The following is a 15,782-nucleotide window of genomic DNA, read 5'->3' as shown; positions in this document are numbered from 1 at the left end:
GGGCGCGACGAACCCGACCGGCGTCCGCCGGCGAGTCAGCAGCACGGCAGGAGAACAGCCCGCGGCACCCCGCCGAGCAACCGGAGCGGGTTGACATACTCGCCCTGCCACCGCACACCGAAGTGCACCGTCTCGGGAGCGGTGTGTCCTCCCTCGGAGATCTCGCCCACCGCGGCACCGCGAGCCACGGGATCGCCGGCGTGGAGATCCGTAGTCACCGGCTCGAGCGTGGTCACGAGGCCGTCACCGTGGTCGATCGTCACCACCGGTCGTCCGGCGACCGGTCCGGCGAACGCGACGGTCCCTGCCGCAGGGGACCGCACGCGCACGACCGAGCCGAGGTCGATTCCCCGATGGCCCGGTGCATATCGATGGGCGGGGGCCTCGAACGCGCGTACGATCTGAACCACCTCCACGGGCCAGACCCACCCCCGACCGGGCAGGGGATCCGCCTCGTCCGCCACCGAGGGTGCGGGAACGAGGGCGGCCACCATGAAGAGCGCCGTCACCACCATCAGGGTGGAGGCTCTCCGCGTGTCCCATGACGACGAAGAGCGGTGCGCGACCGATGTCATGCGCCGATGGTGCCTGCGAGGGTGACCGCCGCGCAGCCGGTTCACGCCGATCCGTGCGGACAGCTGCGTTCCGCCCTCGTGGGGAGGAGCGGTCCTGTATGCTGGAGGACGCATCCCGTGTATCGGGATGACTCCGCGTGCCCACAGCGCACCGCACTGGTCTTCGGATCAGCGCACCGCGCGGCATCCACACCCCACGGTCCTCCGCCCCGGCGGAAGGCGGGTGTGTGCCGGGCACCAGGCTCGCCGCTCGATCGAACGGCGCGAAACAACCGCAACCACGGCGCGAGAGCGCCCAGAACAGGAGTACGACCATGGCCGTCGTCACCATCCGCCAGCTGCTCGACAGCGGCGTGCACTTCGGACACCAGACCCGCCGGTGGAACCCGAAGGTCAAGCGCTTCATTCTGACCGAGCGCTCCGGCATCCACATCATCGACCTCCAGCAGTCGCTGTCGTACATCGACAAGGCGTACGAGTTCGTGAAGGAGACCGTCGCGCACGGCGGCACCATCCTCTTCGTCGGCACCAAGAAGCAGGCGCAGGAAGTCCTCGCCGAGCAGGCGACGCGCGTCGGCCAGCCCTACGTGAACCAGCGTTGGCTCGGTGGCCTCCTCACCAACTTCTCGACCGTCTCCAAGCGCCTCGCGCGCATGAAGGAGCTTGAGGAGCTCGACTACGAGAACCCGGCCGAGAGCGGCTTCACCAAGAAGGAGCTCCTGCTGAAGAAGCGCGAGCTCGACAAGCTGCACAAGTCGCTCGGTGGTATCCGCAACCTGCAGAAGACCCCCTCGGCGATCTGGGTCGTCGACGCCAAGCGCGAGCACCTCGCCATCGACGAGGCCAAGAAGCTCGGCATCCCCGTGATCGGCATCCTCGACACCAACGCCGACCCCGACGAGTTCCAGTACCCGATCCCCGGCAACGACGACGCGATCCGCTCGGTGAGCCTGCTCACGCGCATCATCGCCGACGCCGCCGCCGAGGGCCTGATCCAGCGTCACCAGCCCGCCGGTGAGGACGAGGCCGCCGAGCCCCTCGCCGAGTGGGAGCGCGAGCTGCTCGAGACCAACGCCGAGACGACCGAGGCTGCGACCGAGTCCGCTGACGACGCCGCCGGCGCCGAGGCCCACGACGAGGCCGTCGCCGACGCTTCGGGCGAGGAGACCTCCGAGGTCGCCGCCGCCGAGGCCGCCGACAGCAAGTAAGCGAAGCCGCCGCTCACCGCGGCGTCACCCGCACAGGCTACGATCCGGCGGGGTCGTGACTGCGCCCCGGGCGCGCACGGCCCCGCCGGTCTCACATCAGAACGCACAACGACAAGGAGACGCCACACCATGGCAAACTTCACGATCGCCGACATCAAGGCGCTGCGCGAGCAGCTCGGCACCGGCATGGTCGACACCAAGAAGGCGCTCGAAGAGGCCGACGGCGACGTCGAGAAGGCCGTCGAGATCCTGCGCCTCAAGGGCGCCAAGGGCAACGCCAAGCGCGCCGACCGCTCCACGAGCGAGGGCCTGGTCACCGCTCGCGAGTGCGACGGTGCCGTCACGCTGCTCGAGCTCGCCTGCGAGACCGACTTCGTCGCCAAGAACGACCGCTTCATCGCGCTGGCCGACAAGGTCGTCACCGCGGCGGCCGCGGCCGGTGCCGACTCGGTCGAGGCCGCCCTCGCCGCCGACGCCGACGGCCAGACCGTCGACCAGCTCATCTCCGACGAGGCCGCCATCATCGGCGAGAAGGTCGAGCTGCGTCGCGTCCGCACCATCCGCGGCGACAAGTTCGAGGTCTACCTGCACAAGACCAGCAAGGACCTCCCGCCCCAGGTCGGTGTCGTCCTCGCCTACACCGGTGACGACGCAGAGACGGCCCGCTCCATCGCGCAGCACATCTCGTTCGCGAACCCCTCGTTCCTCACCCGCGACGACGTGCCCGAGGCCGACGTCGAGAAGGAGCGCGAGATCGTCACCGAGATCTCCCGCAACGAGGGCAAGCCCGAGGCTGCTCTCCCGAAGATCGTCGAGGGGCGTGTGAACGCGTTCTTCAAGCAGGTCGCCCTCCTCGACCAGGACTACGCGAAGGACAACAAGCTGTCCGTCGCCAAGGTCGCCTCCGACGCCGGTCTCACCCTGACCGACTTCGCCCGCTTCAAGGTCGGCGCGTAAGCACCGATGACAAGGCCCGGGATGCCACGGCATCCCGGGCCTTTTCCCTGCGCGAGCGGCGTATCGGTCGCGGTGGCGGGGGAGATAGTTTGAACCAGACGAGAGGACATGACACGTGATCGATGAAGCGACCCGGCGCCGCCGCGTTCTGCTCAAGCTTTCCGGTGAGGCCTTCGGTGGGGGACAGCTCGGGGTCAACCCCGACGTCGTCAGCCAGATCGCCCGAGAGATCGCCGAGGCGGTGGATCGCGTCGAGATCGCGATCGTCGTCGGCGGCGGCAACTTCTTCCGCGGCGCTGAACTCAGCCAGCGCGGCATGGACCGCGGCCGGGCCGACTACATGGGCATGCTCGGCACCGTGATGAACTCCCTCGCCCTGCAGGACTTCCTCGAGCAGGCCGGAGCTGCCACGCGGGTGCAGTCCGCCATCTCGATGACCCAGGTCGCCGAGCCCTACATCCCGCGTCGTGCGCAGCGGCACATGGAGAAGGGACGCGTCGTCATCTTCGGAGCAGGCGCGGGCCTGCCGTACTTCTCGACCGACACCGTGGCCGCCCAGCGCGCCCTCGAGATCGGGGCGACCGAGGTGCTCGTCGCCAAGAACGGCGTCGACGGTGTCTACACCGCGGACCCGCGCGTCGACGCCACCGCCACCAAGCTCGACCACCTCACCTACGGCGACGCCCTGCAGCAGGGCCTGAAGGTCGTGGACTCGACCGCCTTCAGCCTGTGCATGGACAACGGGATGGACATGCGCGTGTTCGGCATGGAACCCGCCGGCAACGTCACTCGGGCGCTGCTGGGCGAGACCATCGGTACCCTCGTCACTTCGTGACGCGCGGCGCGGGCCCGGGCGCCGGGCCCGCGCGCGACTAGACTGAATCGATAGTTCCAACGAATGGAGTCACCGTGATCGCCGATGTCCTCGCCGATGCCGGAGCGCGTATGGATCGCGCCGTGGAGGCCGCGAAGGAGGACTTCGCGACCGTCCGCACCGGGCGCGCGAACCCCCAGATGTTCCAGAAGATCCTGGTCGACTACTACGGCTCGCCCACGCCGCTCGCGCAGCTGGCGTCGCTGAACAACCCCGAGGCGCGCACGCTCGTGGTCAACCCGTACGACAAGTCGGCTCTGAAGGCCATCGAGCAGGCGATCCGCGACATGCCGAACCTCGGTGTCAACCCCACCAACGACGGCAACATCGTTCGCGTGACCATGCCCGAGCTCACCGAGGACCGTCGCAAAGAGTACGTCAAGCTCGTCCGCGCCAAGGGCGAAGACGCCAAGGTTCAGGTTCGCAACCTCCGTCGCAAGGCGAAGGACGATCTGGATGCGCTCAAGAGCGAGGTCGGCGAAGACGAGCTCGTGCGCGCCGAGAAGGAGCTCGATTCTGTGACGCGCGCGCACGTCGACGCGATCGACGAGGCGCTCAAGCGCAAAGAGGCCGAGCTGCTCGAGGTCTGACCCATGCCCGAGGCCCCCGACGCCGACGAGACGGCTCCCGCCGCGCCGCCCCTCCGCCGGAGGGCGGATGCGGTGCGCCGTGCACCGGCCAGCGGTGAGTCGGTGACCGCGATCGAGTCGCAGCTCCGCTCCATGCGATCGGATGCCGAGCAGCACATCGCACAGGCGCGAGCGGAGTTCGATCAGGCGAACGAACGAATCAAGCAGCGCACCGGTCGCGATCTGATCGTCGCCATCCTCATCGGAGTCGCGATCGGCGTCGTGGTCGTCGCTTCGCTGATCTTCGTGAAGAGCCTGTTCGCGCTCTTCGCGCTCGGTGCGATGGTGCTCGCGGTCTTCGAGTTCTCGCGCGCACTGCAGGTGTCGGGGCGGCGCGTCGACGTCGGACCGCAGCTCGCCGCGGGTGTCCTGCTTCTGGCGAGCGGGTTCCTGGCTGGCCTGTGGCTGCACTGGGTGGCCACCCTGGTGGCCGTCGCTTTCGTGATCGTGTGGCGACTGACCGCTCAGCTTCTGGCGGCGGACGAGCGTTCGCACAACGACGTCCTCGCCGATGTCTTCGTCGCGGTCTTCGTCCAGCTGTACGTCCCGTTCCTCACCAGCATGGCCATGATCCTGCTCGCCCAGGACCGTGGTGAGTGGTGGGTGCTGTCCTTCCTGGTCCTGGCCGTCGTCGCCGACACGGGGGCCTACGTGTCGGGGCTGACGTTCGGCCGTGGGGGGCGGCATCCGATGGCGCCCCGGATCAGCCCGAAGAAGACCTGGGAGGGTTTCGCCGGCGCCTGTGTCGCCGCACTCGTCGCCGGCGTTCTCCTGGCGATCTTCATGCTGCAGGTGCCGTGGTGGGCCGGACTCATCTTCGGTGCCGTGGTGCTCGCGACAGCCACCGTGGGTGACCTCGGAGAATCCATGCTGAAGCGCGACCTCGGCATCAAGGACATGAGCTCGTGGCTCCCCGGTCACGGCGGCGTCCTGGACCGGCTGGATTCGATCCTGCCGTCCGCGACGGCCGCCCTGGCGATGTACTACGTCCTCTCGCCGCTGGGGGTGGCATGACCGACACCGAACGCGACCGACGGACGGCGACGACGCCCTTCCCCGATGCCCCCGGCCGGAAGAAGGGGTACGAGAAGCGGGCGGTGGACACGTTCCTAGAAAAGGCGCGTGCGGCCTTCGAGGCCGACGAGCCGGGTGCCCTGCGCTCGACGGAAGTGCGCTCGGCGTCCTTCCCGCTGGTCCGCGGAGGATACGCGATCGGACCCGTCGACGCGGCTCTGGGACGCGTCGAGGACGCCTTCGCCGCTCGGGAGCGCGAGTACGCGCTGTCCCGACTCGGAGCGCGAGCGTGGGTCGCCGAGACGCGCGACACCGCGCAGGTCATCCTCGACCGTCTCGCGCGTCCTCGGGGTTCGCGCTTCGACCGGGTCGGCATCCTGAGTTTCGGATACAGCGTCGACGAGGTCGATGTCGTGGCCGACCGGATCGCCCGCTACCTCGCGACCGGTGATCCCGTCACGCCGGAACAGGTGCGGTCGGTGGCGTTCCGTGCGCAGCGAGGGGGCTACCGCGAGGCGCAGGTCGACGCGGTGCTCGACGCCGTGGTCGAGGTCATGCTCGCCGTGGGCTGAGCCGGCGTCGCGACCCGAGGAAGGCACCGGTAGAATCGTGCGCACTGTGACTTCCGGATCCGATCTCACGCGCGCGACCTCCCGTCGTGCGGCCCGTCGCGGCCCCGCGGTGGTCGACGTCGTGCACCCGGCTCCGAGCCGTCGGCGCGAGCCGCACTGGACCCGTCGGCGCGGAGTCGTCGCCGTGTTCGCCGCGTGCGCGGCGCTGGCTTTCACTGGGGCCTACGTGGGTCCGATGGGAGGCGCGATCCTGCGCGCGCAAGCCGACGAACCGCAGACGGTGACGCTGTACGCCGAAGGGCTCAGCGATGCGCAGCGGGTGTCGACCGGGGGAGAGAAGCAGGCCCCGACGCTCGACCGCTCCAGCTACAACGTGTACGTCAAGCCGAAGCCGACCCCGACGCCGACGCCGAAACCCACGCGCTCATCCTCGGGGTCCGAGGCATCCACCGGTGGCGGCGGCGGCCCGCTGTTCTACTCGGGTGGCGGCGCTCCGGCGGAGTGGATGGCCGCCGCCGGGATCTCCGAGGCCGACCGCGGATACGTCGACTACATCGTGAGCCGCGAGAGCGGATGGAACCCCAACGCCACCAACCGGTCGTCGGGTGCGTGCGGTCTCGTCCAGGCGCTGCCGTGCAGCAAGGTCCCGGGCAACGGATACGACCCCGTCGACAACCTGCGCTGGGCGACGGGGTACGCCACGGGTCGTTACGGCAGCTGGGCCGCCGCATACGACTTCTGGACCAGCAACCACTGGTGGTGACGGGTCCGTGCCCCGTTCCCGCAAGCGTCGGACGTCGAGCGAGCGTGCCGATGTCTCCCTCGATCGTTTGATCGCCGGCTGGAAACGTACCGAGGTCAAGCGCGGAGTCGAGTGGACCGTGCAGCCCATCTCGGCGCCGCAGGCACAGAAGCCGTACGTGTGCCCTGGCTGCGGGCGGACGGTCGACGTCGGCGTCGCCCATGTCGTCGTCTGGCGGGCGGACGGTGTTCTCGGAGATTCGGCCGATCTGGCTGCCCGCCGCCATTGGCACACCCACTGTTGGAGGATCGCCTGATGGAGATACGCGGACCGATGCTGCTGCCCGCTCATCGCGAGGATGTGGCGTTGACGACCGTCGACGGTTTGACGCTCGTCGGCGAGCTCGCTCTTCCCGATCGCACCGCGCCCGTGGCGACGCTCGTGACGTTGCATCCGCTGCCGACAGCCGGTGGTTTCATGGACTCCCACATCCTGCGCAAGGCGGCGGGGCGGTTGCCGGCGCTGGCAGACCTGGCGGTTCTGCGCTTCAACACCCGGGGAACGACGTCACCGCGCGGCACGAGCGAGGGAGCATTCGACGGGGGAGCGTCCGAGGTCTTCGACGTGGCCGCTGCGATCGACTTCGTCCGTGAACGCGGGCTTCCGCGTCCGTGGCTGGTGGGGTGGTCTTTCGGTACGGAGCTGGCGCTGAAGTACGGCCGCGACCACGACATCGAGGGCGTGATCCTGCTGTCGCCGCCGCTGCATCGGGCGACGGCGGAGGAGGTCGCCGCCTGGGCGGGGGACTCGCGCCGCATGGTGGTGCTCGTGCCGGAGTTCGACGACTACCTGCGTCCCGACGAGGCGCGTGAGCGCTTCTCCTCGGTGCCGCACGCGCAGCTCATCGCCGTCGAGGGGGGCAAGCACCTCTGGGTCGGCGAGAACCAGACTCGTCGTGTCCTCACCGAGATCGTCGCGGCGGTGAACCCCGACGCACTCCCGCTCCCCGTCGAGTGGGAAGGTCCCGTCGAAGGCTGAGTCTCAGCGCTCGTTCTGGCGCGGGATGATCACCTCGCGGTAGATGATCAGGATGCTCGCCGCCACGGGGATGGCGATGAGCGCGCCGAGCAGGTTCAACAGCGCGCCGCCGGCGAGGGCGGAGATGACGACGACCGAGCCCGGCACCGAGACGGCACGGTTCATGATGCGGGGCGAGATGACGTACGCCTCGATCTGCATGTAGACGAGGTAGTAGATCGCCGCGGCGAAGATCGCCCACGTCGGCGTCCCGAGGCCCGGGATGAGGCAGGTGAGCACGATGATCGTCGAACCGGTGAGCGTGCCCACGAGCGGGATGAGGGAGAAGAAGAAGGCGATCACGGCGAGCACCGCGGGGAACGGAGCGCCGATGATCGACAGGAAGATGGCGCTCAGGATGCCGTTGATGACGCCGAGGCTGACCTGCCCCATGACGTAGTAGCCGACGGAATCGGTGATCTTCTCCGCGAGTTCGATGAAGCGGGCACGACGGGACGCCGGCACCAACTGGTAGACGGCCGACTTCAGCGACGGCGTCGACGCGGTGAAGTAGATCGTCAGGATCAGCACGATGAACGCGCCGCCGATGCCCGCGGCCACCGCGCCACCGATGGTGAGCAGGCTGTTGCCGACCATCGTCGAGATCGAACCGACATCGAGGGTCGTGAACCAGTTCTGCACCCCTGCCCAGACCTCGTCGATGCGCAGCCACGGGAAGGTCGTCGTCGCCCAGTCCTGCACATTGGCGACGATCTCGTTCCAGCGTCCCGGCTGCAGGAGCTGCTCGATCTGGGTCACGAGCTGCGTGATCTGGCTGACGATGATCGGAACCACCATGAGGATGATGCCCGCGAAGATCCCGAGCACCCCGAGGATCGTGAGCAACACGGCAGCCCAGCGAGGAAGTCCCCGGCGCTCGAGGAACGACACCACGGGGTCGAGACCGAGCGAGAGGAAAAGGGCGGTTCCGACGTACAGCAGGATCGTGGAGAGGTTCTGCACACTCCCGATCAGGAGCAGACCAACGCCGACGCCCAGGGTCGCGAGCAGTGCGACTCGGAAAGGGTTGTGGATCTTCATCGCCAGCGACTCCTGCCTCGAAGACGCGTGCGCGCCTCTCTCGAAAGGATACTGAGCGCATCGTGTCCGGATGGGACCGCCGTGCCTCGCCGCGAACTTTCAGCCGGCCTCGGCTAGTCTGAAACGTCGATTCTTCGGTGGCCGCCCGAGTCGCCGGTGGGGATGGTGTGTAGCGTGAGATTCGTCTGGGCCGTGGTGGCGTTCGTCATCGCCGCCGCCATGATCGGCGCGGGCATCGCTCAGCGCACCGTCTTCCAAGGACCGTCCGAGGCGACCGAGTCGATTCAGACGGACGGCGCGACGGCGTACACGCTCATCGATGGGGCCGTGCTCGGAAGCCTCCCCGGCGCGCAGTCTCTGCGGGTCGAGGGCGACGGCGAGGTCTTCGTCTCGTATGGCCGCACCACCGACATGCAGGCGTGGCTCGCCGACGTCCCCTACACCGCGGTGACCCTCGGCGCCGAGGACGCCGTGCAAACCGCCCTCGTGCCCGCCTCGGCCGACACCGCCGCCACCGAGGCGGCGGGCACGCGCACACCCGTCGGCTCGGACCTCTGGCTCGACGAGTACCAGCAGACCAGTTCGCTCAGCACGACCCTGCAGCTTCCCGCGGACATGAGCGTCCTCGTCGCGAGCGACGGCATCGCACCCGCGCCCTCCAACATCACCGTCACCTGGCCGATCGACAACGCGACGCCGTGGGCAGGACCCCTGATCGCGGGCGGCGCCATCGCCCTCCTCGCCGGCATCGTGCTGTACATCCTCGGCATCCGGCACGTCCGCCGTTCGCGGCGCCCCCGGCGCAAGGGACTGCCGCTTCCCGTGACCGAGCCGATCTCGATCGCCGACGCCGATGCGGCGGAGAAGGGCGTGATCAGCGCGTCGCCCGCCCGCCGAGGCCGCGGAGCTCTCGGTCCCGGGCGCCGGGCGCTCGTCGCCGTGCCGGCGCTCGGGCTCTCTGCGGCTCTGTTCGCGGGCTGCTCGGCGGACGCGTGGCCGCAGTTCGGCGCCAGCGAGACGCCGAGTCCGACACCGTCAGTCATCGTGCCCGAGGGGCAGTTCCCGCCTGCCGTGACGGAGAACCAGGCCGAACGCATCGTCTCGCGCATCGCGACGACCGTCGCGGAGGCCGATTCGTCGTTGGATGCCGCTGTGGCCGAGACGCGACTCGCAGGCCCCGCCCTCGCTGAGCGACAGACCAATTACACGCTTCGTGCGGCGCTGCCGGATCGGCCCGCGCTCCCCGCGATCCCGGCCGAGCCGGCGCAGATCATCCTGCCGCAGACGACCGGCACGTGGCCGCGCACGGTGATGATGGTCGTCGAGTCTGCCGAGACAGACGCGCCGACGACCTCCATCATGATGATGACGCAGGAAGACCCGTGGGCGGATTACCGGGTCTCGTACATCGGCAACCTGGAGGCCTCCACCAATCTTCCGGAGTTGGCCGCGCCCTACGTCGGCGCGACGCAGGTGCCGCCGGACTCCTCCTTCCTCGTGATGCCTCCGGACCAGGTCGCCGCGGCTTACGCCGACCTCATCAACAACGGGCAGAACAGTCCGTCCTGGGGAGCGTTCGACACCGCGAACGACCTGCTCCTGCCGGCGATCGAAGACAACAAGCGCAAGCGCACCGACGAGCTCAACCAGACGGGGCAAGGCACGGCCGAGATCAGCTTCTCCGCGACCGCGGGACCCGCGGAGCCGATCGCCCTGGCGACCCTGGACACGGGCGCGATCGTCGCCGTCAACGTCTACGAGAGCGACACCGCCAAGCCCACCAACGCGGATGCCGTCATCAAGCTCGACAACAACCCCGCGGTGAAGGCACTCACCGGTGTCGACCAGTCGGCGACCGGCTTCACCACCACCTATACCGACCAGATCTTCTTCTACGTGCCCAGCCAGGGATCGGATGACAAGATCCGGCTCCTCGGCTACCGTTCCAGCCTCCTCGAAGCGAAGGTGTCCCCGTGAGCACTCCCACCCCAGGTTCCGTCCTGCGCGGCGCGGTCGATCTGTCGTCGTTGCGCAACCGTCCGCAGCCTCCGGCCGCGACGGGCGAGGCTTCGGCGCCGACCGACTCTGGCGCATCCTCCTCGTCGCTCGTCTTCGACGTCACGGACGCGTCGTTCGGGCAGGTGCTGGAACTCTCGCGCAGTGTTCCCGTCGTGGTCGACCTGTGGGCCGAGTGGTGCGGTCCGTGCAAGCAGCTCAGCCCGGTGCTCGAGAAGGTCGTCGTCGAGCTCGCCGGCAAGGTCGTACTCGCCAAGGTCGATGTCGACGCCAATCCGCAGCTCGCGCAGGGCTTCCGTGCGCAGTCCATCCCGATGGTGGTCGCGCTCGTCGCCGGGCAACCGGTGCCGCTGTTCACCGGCGCTGTGCCGGAGCAGCAGGTGCGCGAGGTGTTCGCGCAGCTCCTCCAGCTCGCGGCCCAGCACGGCGTGACCGGAACGGTCCCCGTCGAGGGCGCCGAGCAGCCGGCGGACGAGCCGGCGGAGCAGCCCCTGCCGCCGCTCCACGCGGAGGCGTTCGCCGCGATCGAGGAGGGCGACTACCCTCGCGCGATCGCGGCCTACGAGCGTGCTCTCGCGGAGAACCCCCGCGATGCCGACGCGCGCGCGGGCCTGGGCCAGGTCCGCTTGCTCGACCGTGTGCAGGGCGTCGATCTCCACGCCGCCCGAGCCGCGGCAGCGGCGGCCCCGACCGACCCGGACGCGCAGTTCGTGGTGGCCGACCTCGACGTCGCGGGTGGGCACGTGGACGACGCTTTCGAGCGACTGCTCGACCTCTTCGCGGCTCTGCCGTCGGACGAGCGTGCCCCCGTCTGGGAGCGGCTTCTCGAGCTGTTCGGTCTCGTCGGCGACGAGGACGCTCGGGTGATCCGCGCGCGATCGCGCCTGGCATCCCTGCTCTTCTGATCCCTGGATTGACGAAGGCCCCGTCCGCGGACGGGGCCTTCGTGGTTCACCGGGTCGTCAGCCGGCGCGGTGGTGCAGCCAGAGCACGCCGAGCGGCGGGACGGTCAGGACGGCGCTTCCGCGCGCGTCGGTCGTGACGGAGCCGAGGTTGCCCTGCCCCGATCCACCGAAGGCCGCCGCGTCGCTGTTCAGCACCTCGGTCCATGTGCCGGCCTCGGGCAGATCCAGGGGGAAGTCGCCGAGCGGAACGCCCGAGAAGTTGCACACGACGGCAATCGTGTTGCCGTGATGGTCGCGCCGGGCGAAGGCCAGAACATTCGGGTTCCACGCCGGGGCGCCCAAGCGCGAGAACGCCGCGCCGTCATGGTCGCGCGACCACAGCGGAGCGTGCTCGCGGTAGACACGGTTGAGCTCTGCGACGAAAGAGTGCAGCTGTGCATGCGACGGTTGGTCGAGCATCCACCAGTCCAGGCCGCGCGACTCGGACCACTCGGACATCTGCCCGAACTCTTGCCCCATGAACAGCAGCTGCTTGCCCGGGTGCCCCCACATGTAGGCGAGGAAGGCGCGCATGTTCGCCAGCTTCTGCCAATGGTCGCCCGGCATGCGTCCGAACAGGCTGCCCTTGCCGTGGACGACCTCGTCGTGGCTGATCGGGAGGATGAAGTTCTCGCTGAACGCATACACGAAGGAGAACGACAGTTCGCCTTCGTGGTGCGAGCGGAACATGGGATCGCGCCCGATGTACTGCAGCGAGTCGTTCATCCAGCCCATGTTCCACTTGAAGCCGAAGCCCAGACCCGCGTGCGCAGTGGGCGCGGTCACGCCGGGGAAGCTGGTGGACTCCTCGGCGATCATCGCGATGCCGGGGTAGCGCTTGTAGGCGGTGGCGTTGACCTCCTGGAGGAAGCGGATCGCCTCGAGGTTCTCGCGACCGCCGAACTGGTTCGGCGCCCACTCGCCCTCGTTGCGGGAGTAGTCGAGGTAGAGCATGGATGCCACGGCATCCACACGCAGTCCGTCGACGTGGAACTCCTCGAACCAGTACAGCGCGTTGGCGACGAGGAAGTTGCGCACCTCGTTGCGGCCGTAGTCGAAGATGAGCGTTCCCCAGTCCTTGTGCTCGCCGCGTCGCGGGTCGGGGTGCTCGTAGAGCGCCTCGCCGTCGAAACGGGCGAGGGCGAAGTCGTCCTTGGGGAAGTGGCCGGGGACCCAGTCCATGATCACGCCGATCCCGGCCTGGTGGAGGCGGTCGATCAGGTACCGCAGGTCGTCGGGGTCGCCGAACCGACTGGTCGGCGCGTAGTAGCCCGACACCTGGTATCCCCACGAGCCGCCGAACGGGTGCTCCGCGAGGGGGAGGAATTCCACGTGGGTGAATCCCTGCGCCGTCACGTACTCGATGATCTCGTCGGCCGCGTCGCGGTAGGACAGCCCGGGGCGCCACGAACCGAGGTGCAATTCGTAGATCGACATGGGCCGGTCGATCGGGGCCGTGCGCGAACGCTCGTCGACCCACGCATCGTCGCCCCAGTGGTAGTCCGATTCGGTCACGACCGACGCGGTGGCGGGGGGCGTCTCCGCCAGTCGGGCCATGGGATCGGCCTTCTGGATCCACGCTCCCGCGCGCGTGAGGATCTCGAACTTGTAGCGGGCGCCGACATCGACACCGGGGAGGAAGAGTTCCCAGACACCGCTGCCGCCCATCGAGCGCATGGCGCTGCCGCTGCCGTCCCACCCGTTGAAGTCGCCGATCACGCGAACCGCGCGGGCATCCGGCGCCCATACGGTGAACGCCGTTCCCGTCGAGCCGTCGAGCTCGCGGAGGTGGGCGCCGAGAACGCGCCACAACTCTTCGTGGCGTCCCTCCGAGATCAGGTGCAGGTCGAGTTCGCCGAGTGAGGGCACGTGGCGGTAGGGGTCGTCGGCGACGTGTTCGCCACCGCCGTCGTAGGTGGCGCGCACGCGGTAGGACCCGGGGGCTGCGGTGTGCACGGCCTCCCAGATGCCCGCGCGGGTGTGGCTCAGCTCGACCGTCGAGCCGTCCGCGAGCTCGGCGACGACCTCCCGTGCGAGGGGGCGCCGGGTACGGATGACCCAGCCGTCGGCGCTCTGGTGCACGCCGAGCACGCTGTGAGGGTCGTGGTGAGCGCCGTGGGCGACGGCATCCAGGAGTTCGGGGGGAAGAGAGGTCATCGCGACTCCTTCACGTGCAGGATGTGCACGGGTTCGGCGAATGCGTCCAAGCGCACGAAGTTGTGGTCGGCCCAGGTCCAGACCTGGCCGGTGATGAGGTCTTCGACCTCGTAGGAAGCGCCCGGCTCGACGCCCCAGATCGTGGTGTCGAGGTGCACGGTCGTCTCGCGCGTCGAGTGCGGGTCGACGTTCGCGACCACGACGATCGTGTCTGCCACGCCGGTGGGCGAGAGCGCCGCGTCCAGGTGCTTGGCGTACACGAGGATGGCGTCGTCGTCGCTCCACTGCACGTGGAGGTTCCGCAGCTGTCGCAACGCCGGGTGATCGCGCCGGATCTCGTTGAGTCGTCGCAGATACGGGGCGAGCGAGTCACCGGCCGCTTCCGCGCCGGTCCAATCGCGGAACTTGTACTCGTACTTCTCGTTGTCGATGTTCTCTTCCGAGCCGGGACGGGCGACGTTCTCGTAGAGCTCGTAGCCGGCGTACACGCCGTAGGTGGGGGCCGCGGTCGCCGCGAGAGCGGCGCGGATCTTGTACGCGGGTCGCCCGCCGAACTGCAGGTACTCGGTCAGGATGTCGGGGGTGTTGACGAAGAGATTCGGCCGCAGGAAGTCGGCCGTCTCGTGGGCGAGACCGTCGAGGAACTCCGCGAGCTCTTCCTTCGTGTTGCGCCACGTGAAGTAGGTGTAGCTCTGCTGGAAGCCGGCCATCGCGAGCCCCTGCAGAGGAGCCGGACGGGTGAAGGCCTCGGCCAGAAACACCACGTCGGGGTCTTCGGCGCTGACGGTCGCGATCAGCCACTCCCAGAACTGCAGGGGCTTGGTGTGCGGGTTGTCGACGCGGAAGATGTGGACGCCCTGCGCGATCCAGTGCCGCACGATGCGCAGCACCTCCGCCCGGATGCCTTCCGGATCGTTGTCGAAGTTGACCGGGTAGATGTCCTGGTACTTCTTCGGGGGGTTCTCGGCGAAGGCGATCGACCCGTCCGGGAGCGTGGTGAACCACTCGGGGTGCTCGGTGACCCAGGGGTGGTCGGGTGAGGCCTGCAGTGCGAGGTCGAGGGCCACCTCGATGCCGTTCGTGCGCGCCGCCTCGACGAACGCGCGGAAGTCCTCGAGCGTCCCGAGATCGGGGTGCACGGTGTCGTGTCCACCCGCGGGGCCCCCGATCGCCCACGGGGAGCCGGGGTCGCCGGGGGAGGTGACGAGGGTGTTGTTGGGTCCTTTGCGGTTGCGTTCGCCGATCGGGTGGATGGGCGGGAGGTAGAGCACGTCGAAGCCCATTCCCGCGACACCGGGGAGCCGGTCGATCGCCGTGCGGAACGTGCCGCTGACGACGGTGCCGTCGTCGGCGCGGGACGCCCCCTCGGAACGGGGGAAGAACTCGTACCAGGCTCCGACACCGGCGCGCTCGCGCTCGACGAGGAGCTCGGCATCCTTGCCGGCCGAGACGAGACCCATCACCGGACGGTCGGCGAACAAGGCGGCGATGTCGGGGTCGCGGACGACTGCCAGAGCGACGTCGTCGTGCGTGTCGGGGTCGCGGAGCGTGCGCGCGGCCGCGTACAAGAGATCCTTGTCGCTCGCGGGGCGCTTCTTCTCTCCGCGGGCACGGTCGAAGAGCTGCGCGCCCATCTCGCGCATCAGGGCCGCGTCGACGCCGGCAGCGATCTTGACGTCGGCCGCGTGCTCCCACGTCGCGAAGTCATCGGCGAAGGCTTCGAACCGGAACCGCCACACGCCCTGCTCGAGCGGAGCGATCAGAGTCGACCAGCGGTCGAACCCGTCGTTGAGAGGCGACAGGCGGTGCAGGGATTCGTCGCCCGAGGGCGAGAAGAGCCGCACGTGCACGCCGATGCGATCGTGCCCCTCGCGGAAGGCGGTCACCGTGAACGGGACGGCCTCACCGACGAACGCGGACGGACGGAAGCGACCGCCGGGAACCTGCGGGTGGGGGAGCGCCATCGGGATGCGCGG

General features: G+C 69.0%; 15 protein-coding genes. 11 read left to right on the top strand and 4 right to left on the bottom strand.

Translation table 11 applies throughout. From position 1 onward, the window contains the following. Positions 1-35: 35 nt before the first annotated feature. A complete protein-coding gene (locus P5G46_RS02035) occupies positions 36-575 on the bottom strand; it encodes a murein hydrolase activator EnvC family protein (protein ID WP_408904874.1) in 540 nt (179 codons plus the stop codon). A gap of 314 nt (positions 576-889) precedes the next feature. Here P5G46_RS02035 and rpsB point away from each other — a divergent pair, with 314 nt between their 5' ends. From rpsB to P5G46_RS01990, 9 genes are all read left to right on the top strand, one after another. Then, on the top strand, positions 890-1,783 hold the full coding sequence (gene rpsB / locus P5G46_RS02030; protein WP_239276225.1) for a 30S ribosomal protein S2: 894 nt from the start codon (positions 890-892) through the stop codon (positions 1,781-1,783). A gap of 129 nt (positions 1,784-1,912) precedes the next feature. Further along, the gene (tsf, locus tag P5G46_RS02025; RefSeq protein WP_408904873.1) at positions 1,913-2,740 is read left to right on the top strand and encodes a translation elongation factor Ts; all 828 of its coding nucleotides are present in this window, start codon (positions 1,913-1,915) and stop codon (positions 2,738-2,740) included. 115 nt (positions 2,741-2,855) lie between these two features. Then, positions 2,856-3,575 (top strand): UMP kinase, encoded by a 720-nt coding sequence (gene pyrH, locus P5G46_RS02020; protein ID WP_375095544.1) that lies wholly within the window; start codon positions 2,856-2,858, stop codon positions 3,573-3,575. Positions 3,576-3,649: 74 nt separating this feature from the next. After that, on the top strand, positions 3,650-4,204 hold the full coding sequence (gene frr / locus P5G46_RS02015; RefSeq protein WP_408904872.1) for a ribosome recycling factor: 555 nt from the start codon (positions 3,650-3,652) through the stop codon (positions 4,202-4,204). A 3-nt stretch (positions 4,205-4,207) separates the two neighbouring features. Beyond that, positions 4,208-5,257 (top strand): phosphatidate cytidylyltransferase, encoded by a 1,050-nt coding sequence (locus tag P5G46_RS02010; RefSeq protein WP_408904871.1) that lies wholly within the window; start codon positions 4,208-4,210, stop codon positions 5,255-5,257. Then, entirely contained in the window at positions 5,254-5,829 is a 576-nt protein-coding gene (locus tag P5G46_RS02005; RefSeq protein ID WP_239276220.1) for a DivIVA domain-containing protein, read from the top strand. Before P5G46_RS02010 ends, P5G46_RS02005 begins: the two co-directional genes overlap by 4 nt. A 46-nt stretch (positions 5,830-5,875) precedes the next feature. After that, positions 5,876-6,592, top strand: a complete 717-nt coding sequence (locus P5G46_RS02000; protein ID WP_408904870.1) for an aggregation-promoting factor C-terminal-like domain-containing protein — start codon at positions 5,876-5,878, stop codon at positions 6,590-6,592. 7 nt (positions 6,593-6,599) lie between these two features. Next, positions 6,600-6,887 carry a hypothetical protein gene (locus P5G46_RS01995; RefSeq protein ID WP_408904869.1) on the top strand — a complete coding sequence of 96 codons (288 nt, stop codon included), beginning with the start codon at positions 6,600-6,602 and terminating at the stop codon, positions 6,885-6,887. Continuing rightward, a complete protein-coding gene (locus tag P5G46_RS01990; protein WP_408904868.1) occupies positions 6,887-7,609 on the top strand; it encodes an alpha/beta hydrolase in 723 nt (240 codons plus the stop codon). Before P5G46_RS01995 ends, P5G46_RS01990 begins: the two co-directional genes overlap by 1 nt. A 3-nt stretch (positions 7,610-7,612) precedes the next feature. Here the strand turns inward: P5G46_RS01990 and P5G46_RS01985 are convergent, their stop codons facing one another. Then, positions 7,613-8,689: an AI-2E family transporter gene (locus tag P5G46_RS01985; protein ID WP_239276216.1), complete on the bottom strand. Its 1,077-nt coding sequence runs from the start codon at positions 8,687-8,689 to the stop codon at positions 7,613-7,615. A gap of 174 nt (positions 8,690-8,863) precedes the next feature. On the opposite strand from P5G46_RS01985, the gene P5G46_RS01980 reads away from it, so the two are divergent. Both P5G46_RS01980 and P5G46_RS01975 read left to right on the top strand, forming a co-directional pair. Next, on the top strand, positions 8,864-10,666 hold the full coding sequence (locus P5G46_RS01980) for a DUF8094 domain-containing protein (protein ID WP_408904867.1): 1,803 nt from the start codon (positions 8,864-8,866) through the stop codon (positions 10,664-10,666). Continuing rightward, entirely contained in the window at positions 10,663-11,610 is a 948-nt protein-coding gene (locus tag P5G46_RS01975) for a tetratricopeptide repeat protein (RefSeq protein WP_408904866.1), read from the top strand. The genes P5G46_RS01980 and P5G46_RS01975 overlap by 4 nt, the downstream gene beginning before the upstream one ends. A gap of 57 nt (positions 11,611-11,667) precedes the next feature. Here the strand turns inward: P5G46_RS01975 and glgB are convergent, their stop codons facing one another. Continuing rightward, positions 11,668-13,806 (bottom strand): 1,4-alpha-glucan branching protein GlgB, encoded by a 2,139-nt coding sequence (gene glgB / locus P5G46_RS01970; protein ID WP_239276213.1) that lies wholly within the window; start codon positions 13,804-13,806, stop codon positions 11,668-11,670. Next, positions 13,803-15,770: a maltotransferase domain-containing protein gene (locus P5G46_RS01965; protein WP_408905266.1), complete on the bottom strand. Its 1,968-nt coding sequence runs from the start codon at positions 15,768-15,770 to the stop codon at positions 13,803-13,805. The genes glgB and P5G46_RS01965 overlap by 4 nt, the downstream gene beginning before the upstream one ends. Between the last annotated feature and the right edge of the window lie 12 nt (positions 15,771-15,782).

This window comes from Microbacterium mcarthurae, from assembly GCF_046064585.1.
GTDB lineage: Bacteria > Actinomycetota > Actinomycetes > Actinomycetales > Microbacteriaceae > Microbacterium > Microbacterium mcarthurae.
This window is presented reverse-complemented; position numbering and strand designations above follow the sequence as displayed.

What these genes read in the sequence shown, in the direction of transcription:
- P5G46_RS02035 (WP_408904874.1), bottom strand. Translation starts at nt 575, where the DNA reads ATGACATCGGTCGCGCACCGCTCTTCGTCGTCATGGGACACGCGGAGA.
- rpsB (WP_239276225.1), top strand. Translation starts at nt 890, where the DNA reads ATGGCCGTCGTCACCATCCGCCAGCTGCTCGACAGCGGCGTGCACTTC.
- tsf (WP_408904873.1), top strand. Translation starts at nt 1,913, where the DNA reads ATGGCAAACTTCACGATCGCCGACATCAAGGCGCTGCGCGAGCAGCTC.
- P5G46_RS02010 (WP_408904871.1), top strand. Translation starts at nt 4,208, where the DNA reads ATGCCCGAGGCCCCCGACGCCGACGAGACGGCTCCCGCCGCGCCGCCC.
- P5G46_RS02005 (WP_239276220.1), top strand. Translation starts at nt 5,254, where the DNA reads ATGACCGACACCGAACGCGACCGACGGACGGCGACGACGCCCTTCCCC.
- P5G46_RS01990 (WP_408904868.1), top strand. Translation starts at nt 6,887, where the DNA reads ATGGAGATACGCGGACCGATGCTGCTGCCCGCTCATCGCGAGGATGTG.
- P5G46_RS01985 (WP_239276216.1), bottom strand. Translation starts at nt 8,689, where the DNA reads ATGAAGATCCACAACCCTTTCCGAGTCGCACTGCTCGCGACCCTGGGC.
- glgB (WP_239276213.1), bottom strand. Translation starts at nt 13,806, where the DNA reads ATGACCTCTCTTCCCCCCGAACTCCTGGATGCCGTCGCCCACGGCGCT.
- P5G46_RS01965 (WP_408905266.1), bottom strand. Translation starts at nt 15,770, where the DNA reads ATGGCGCTCCCCCACCCGCAGGTTCCCGGCGGTCGCTTCCGTCCGTCC.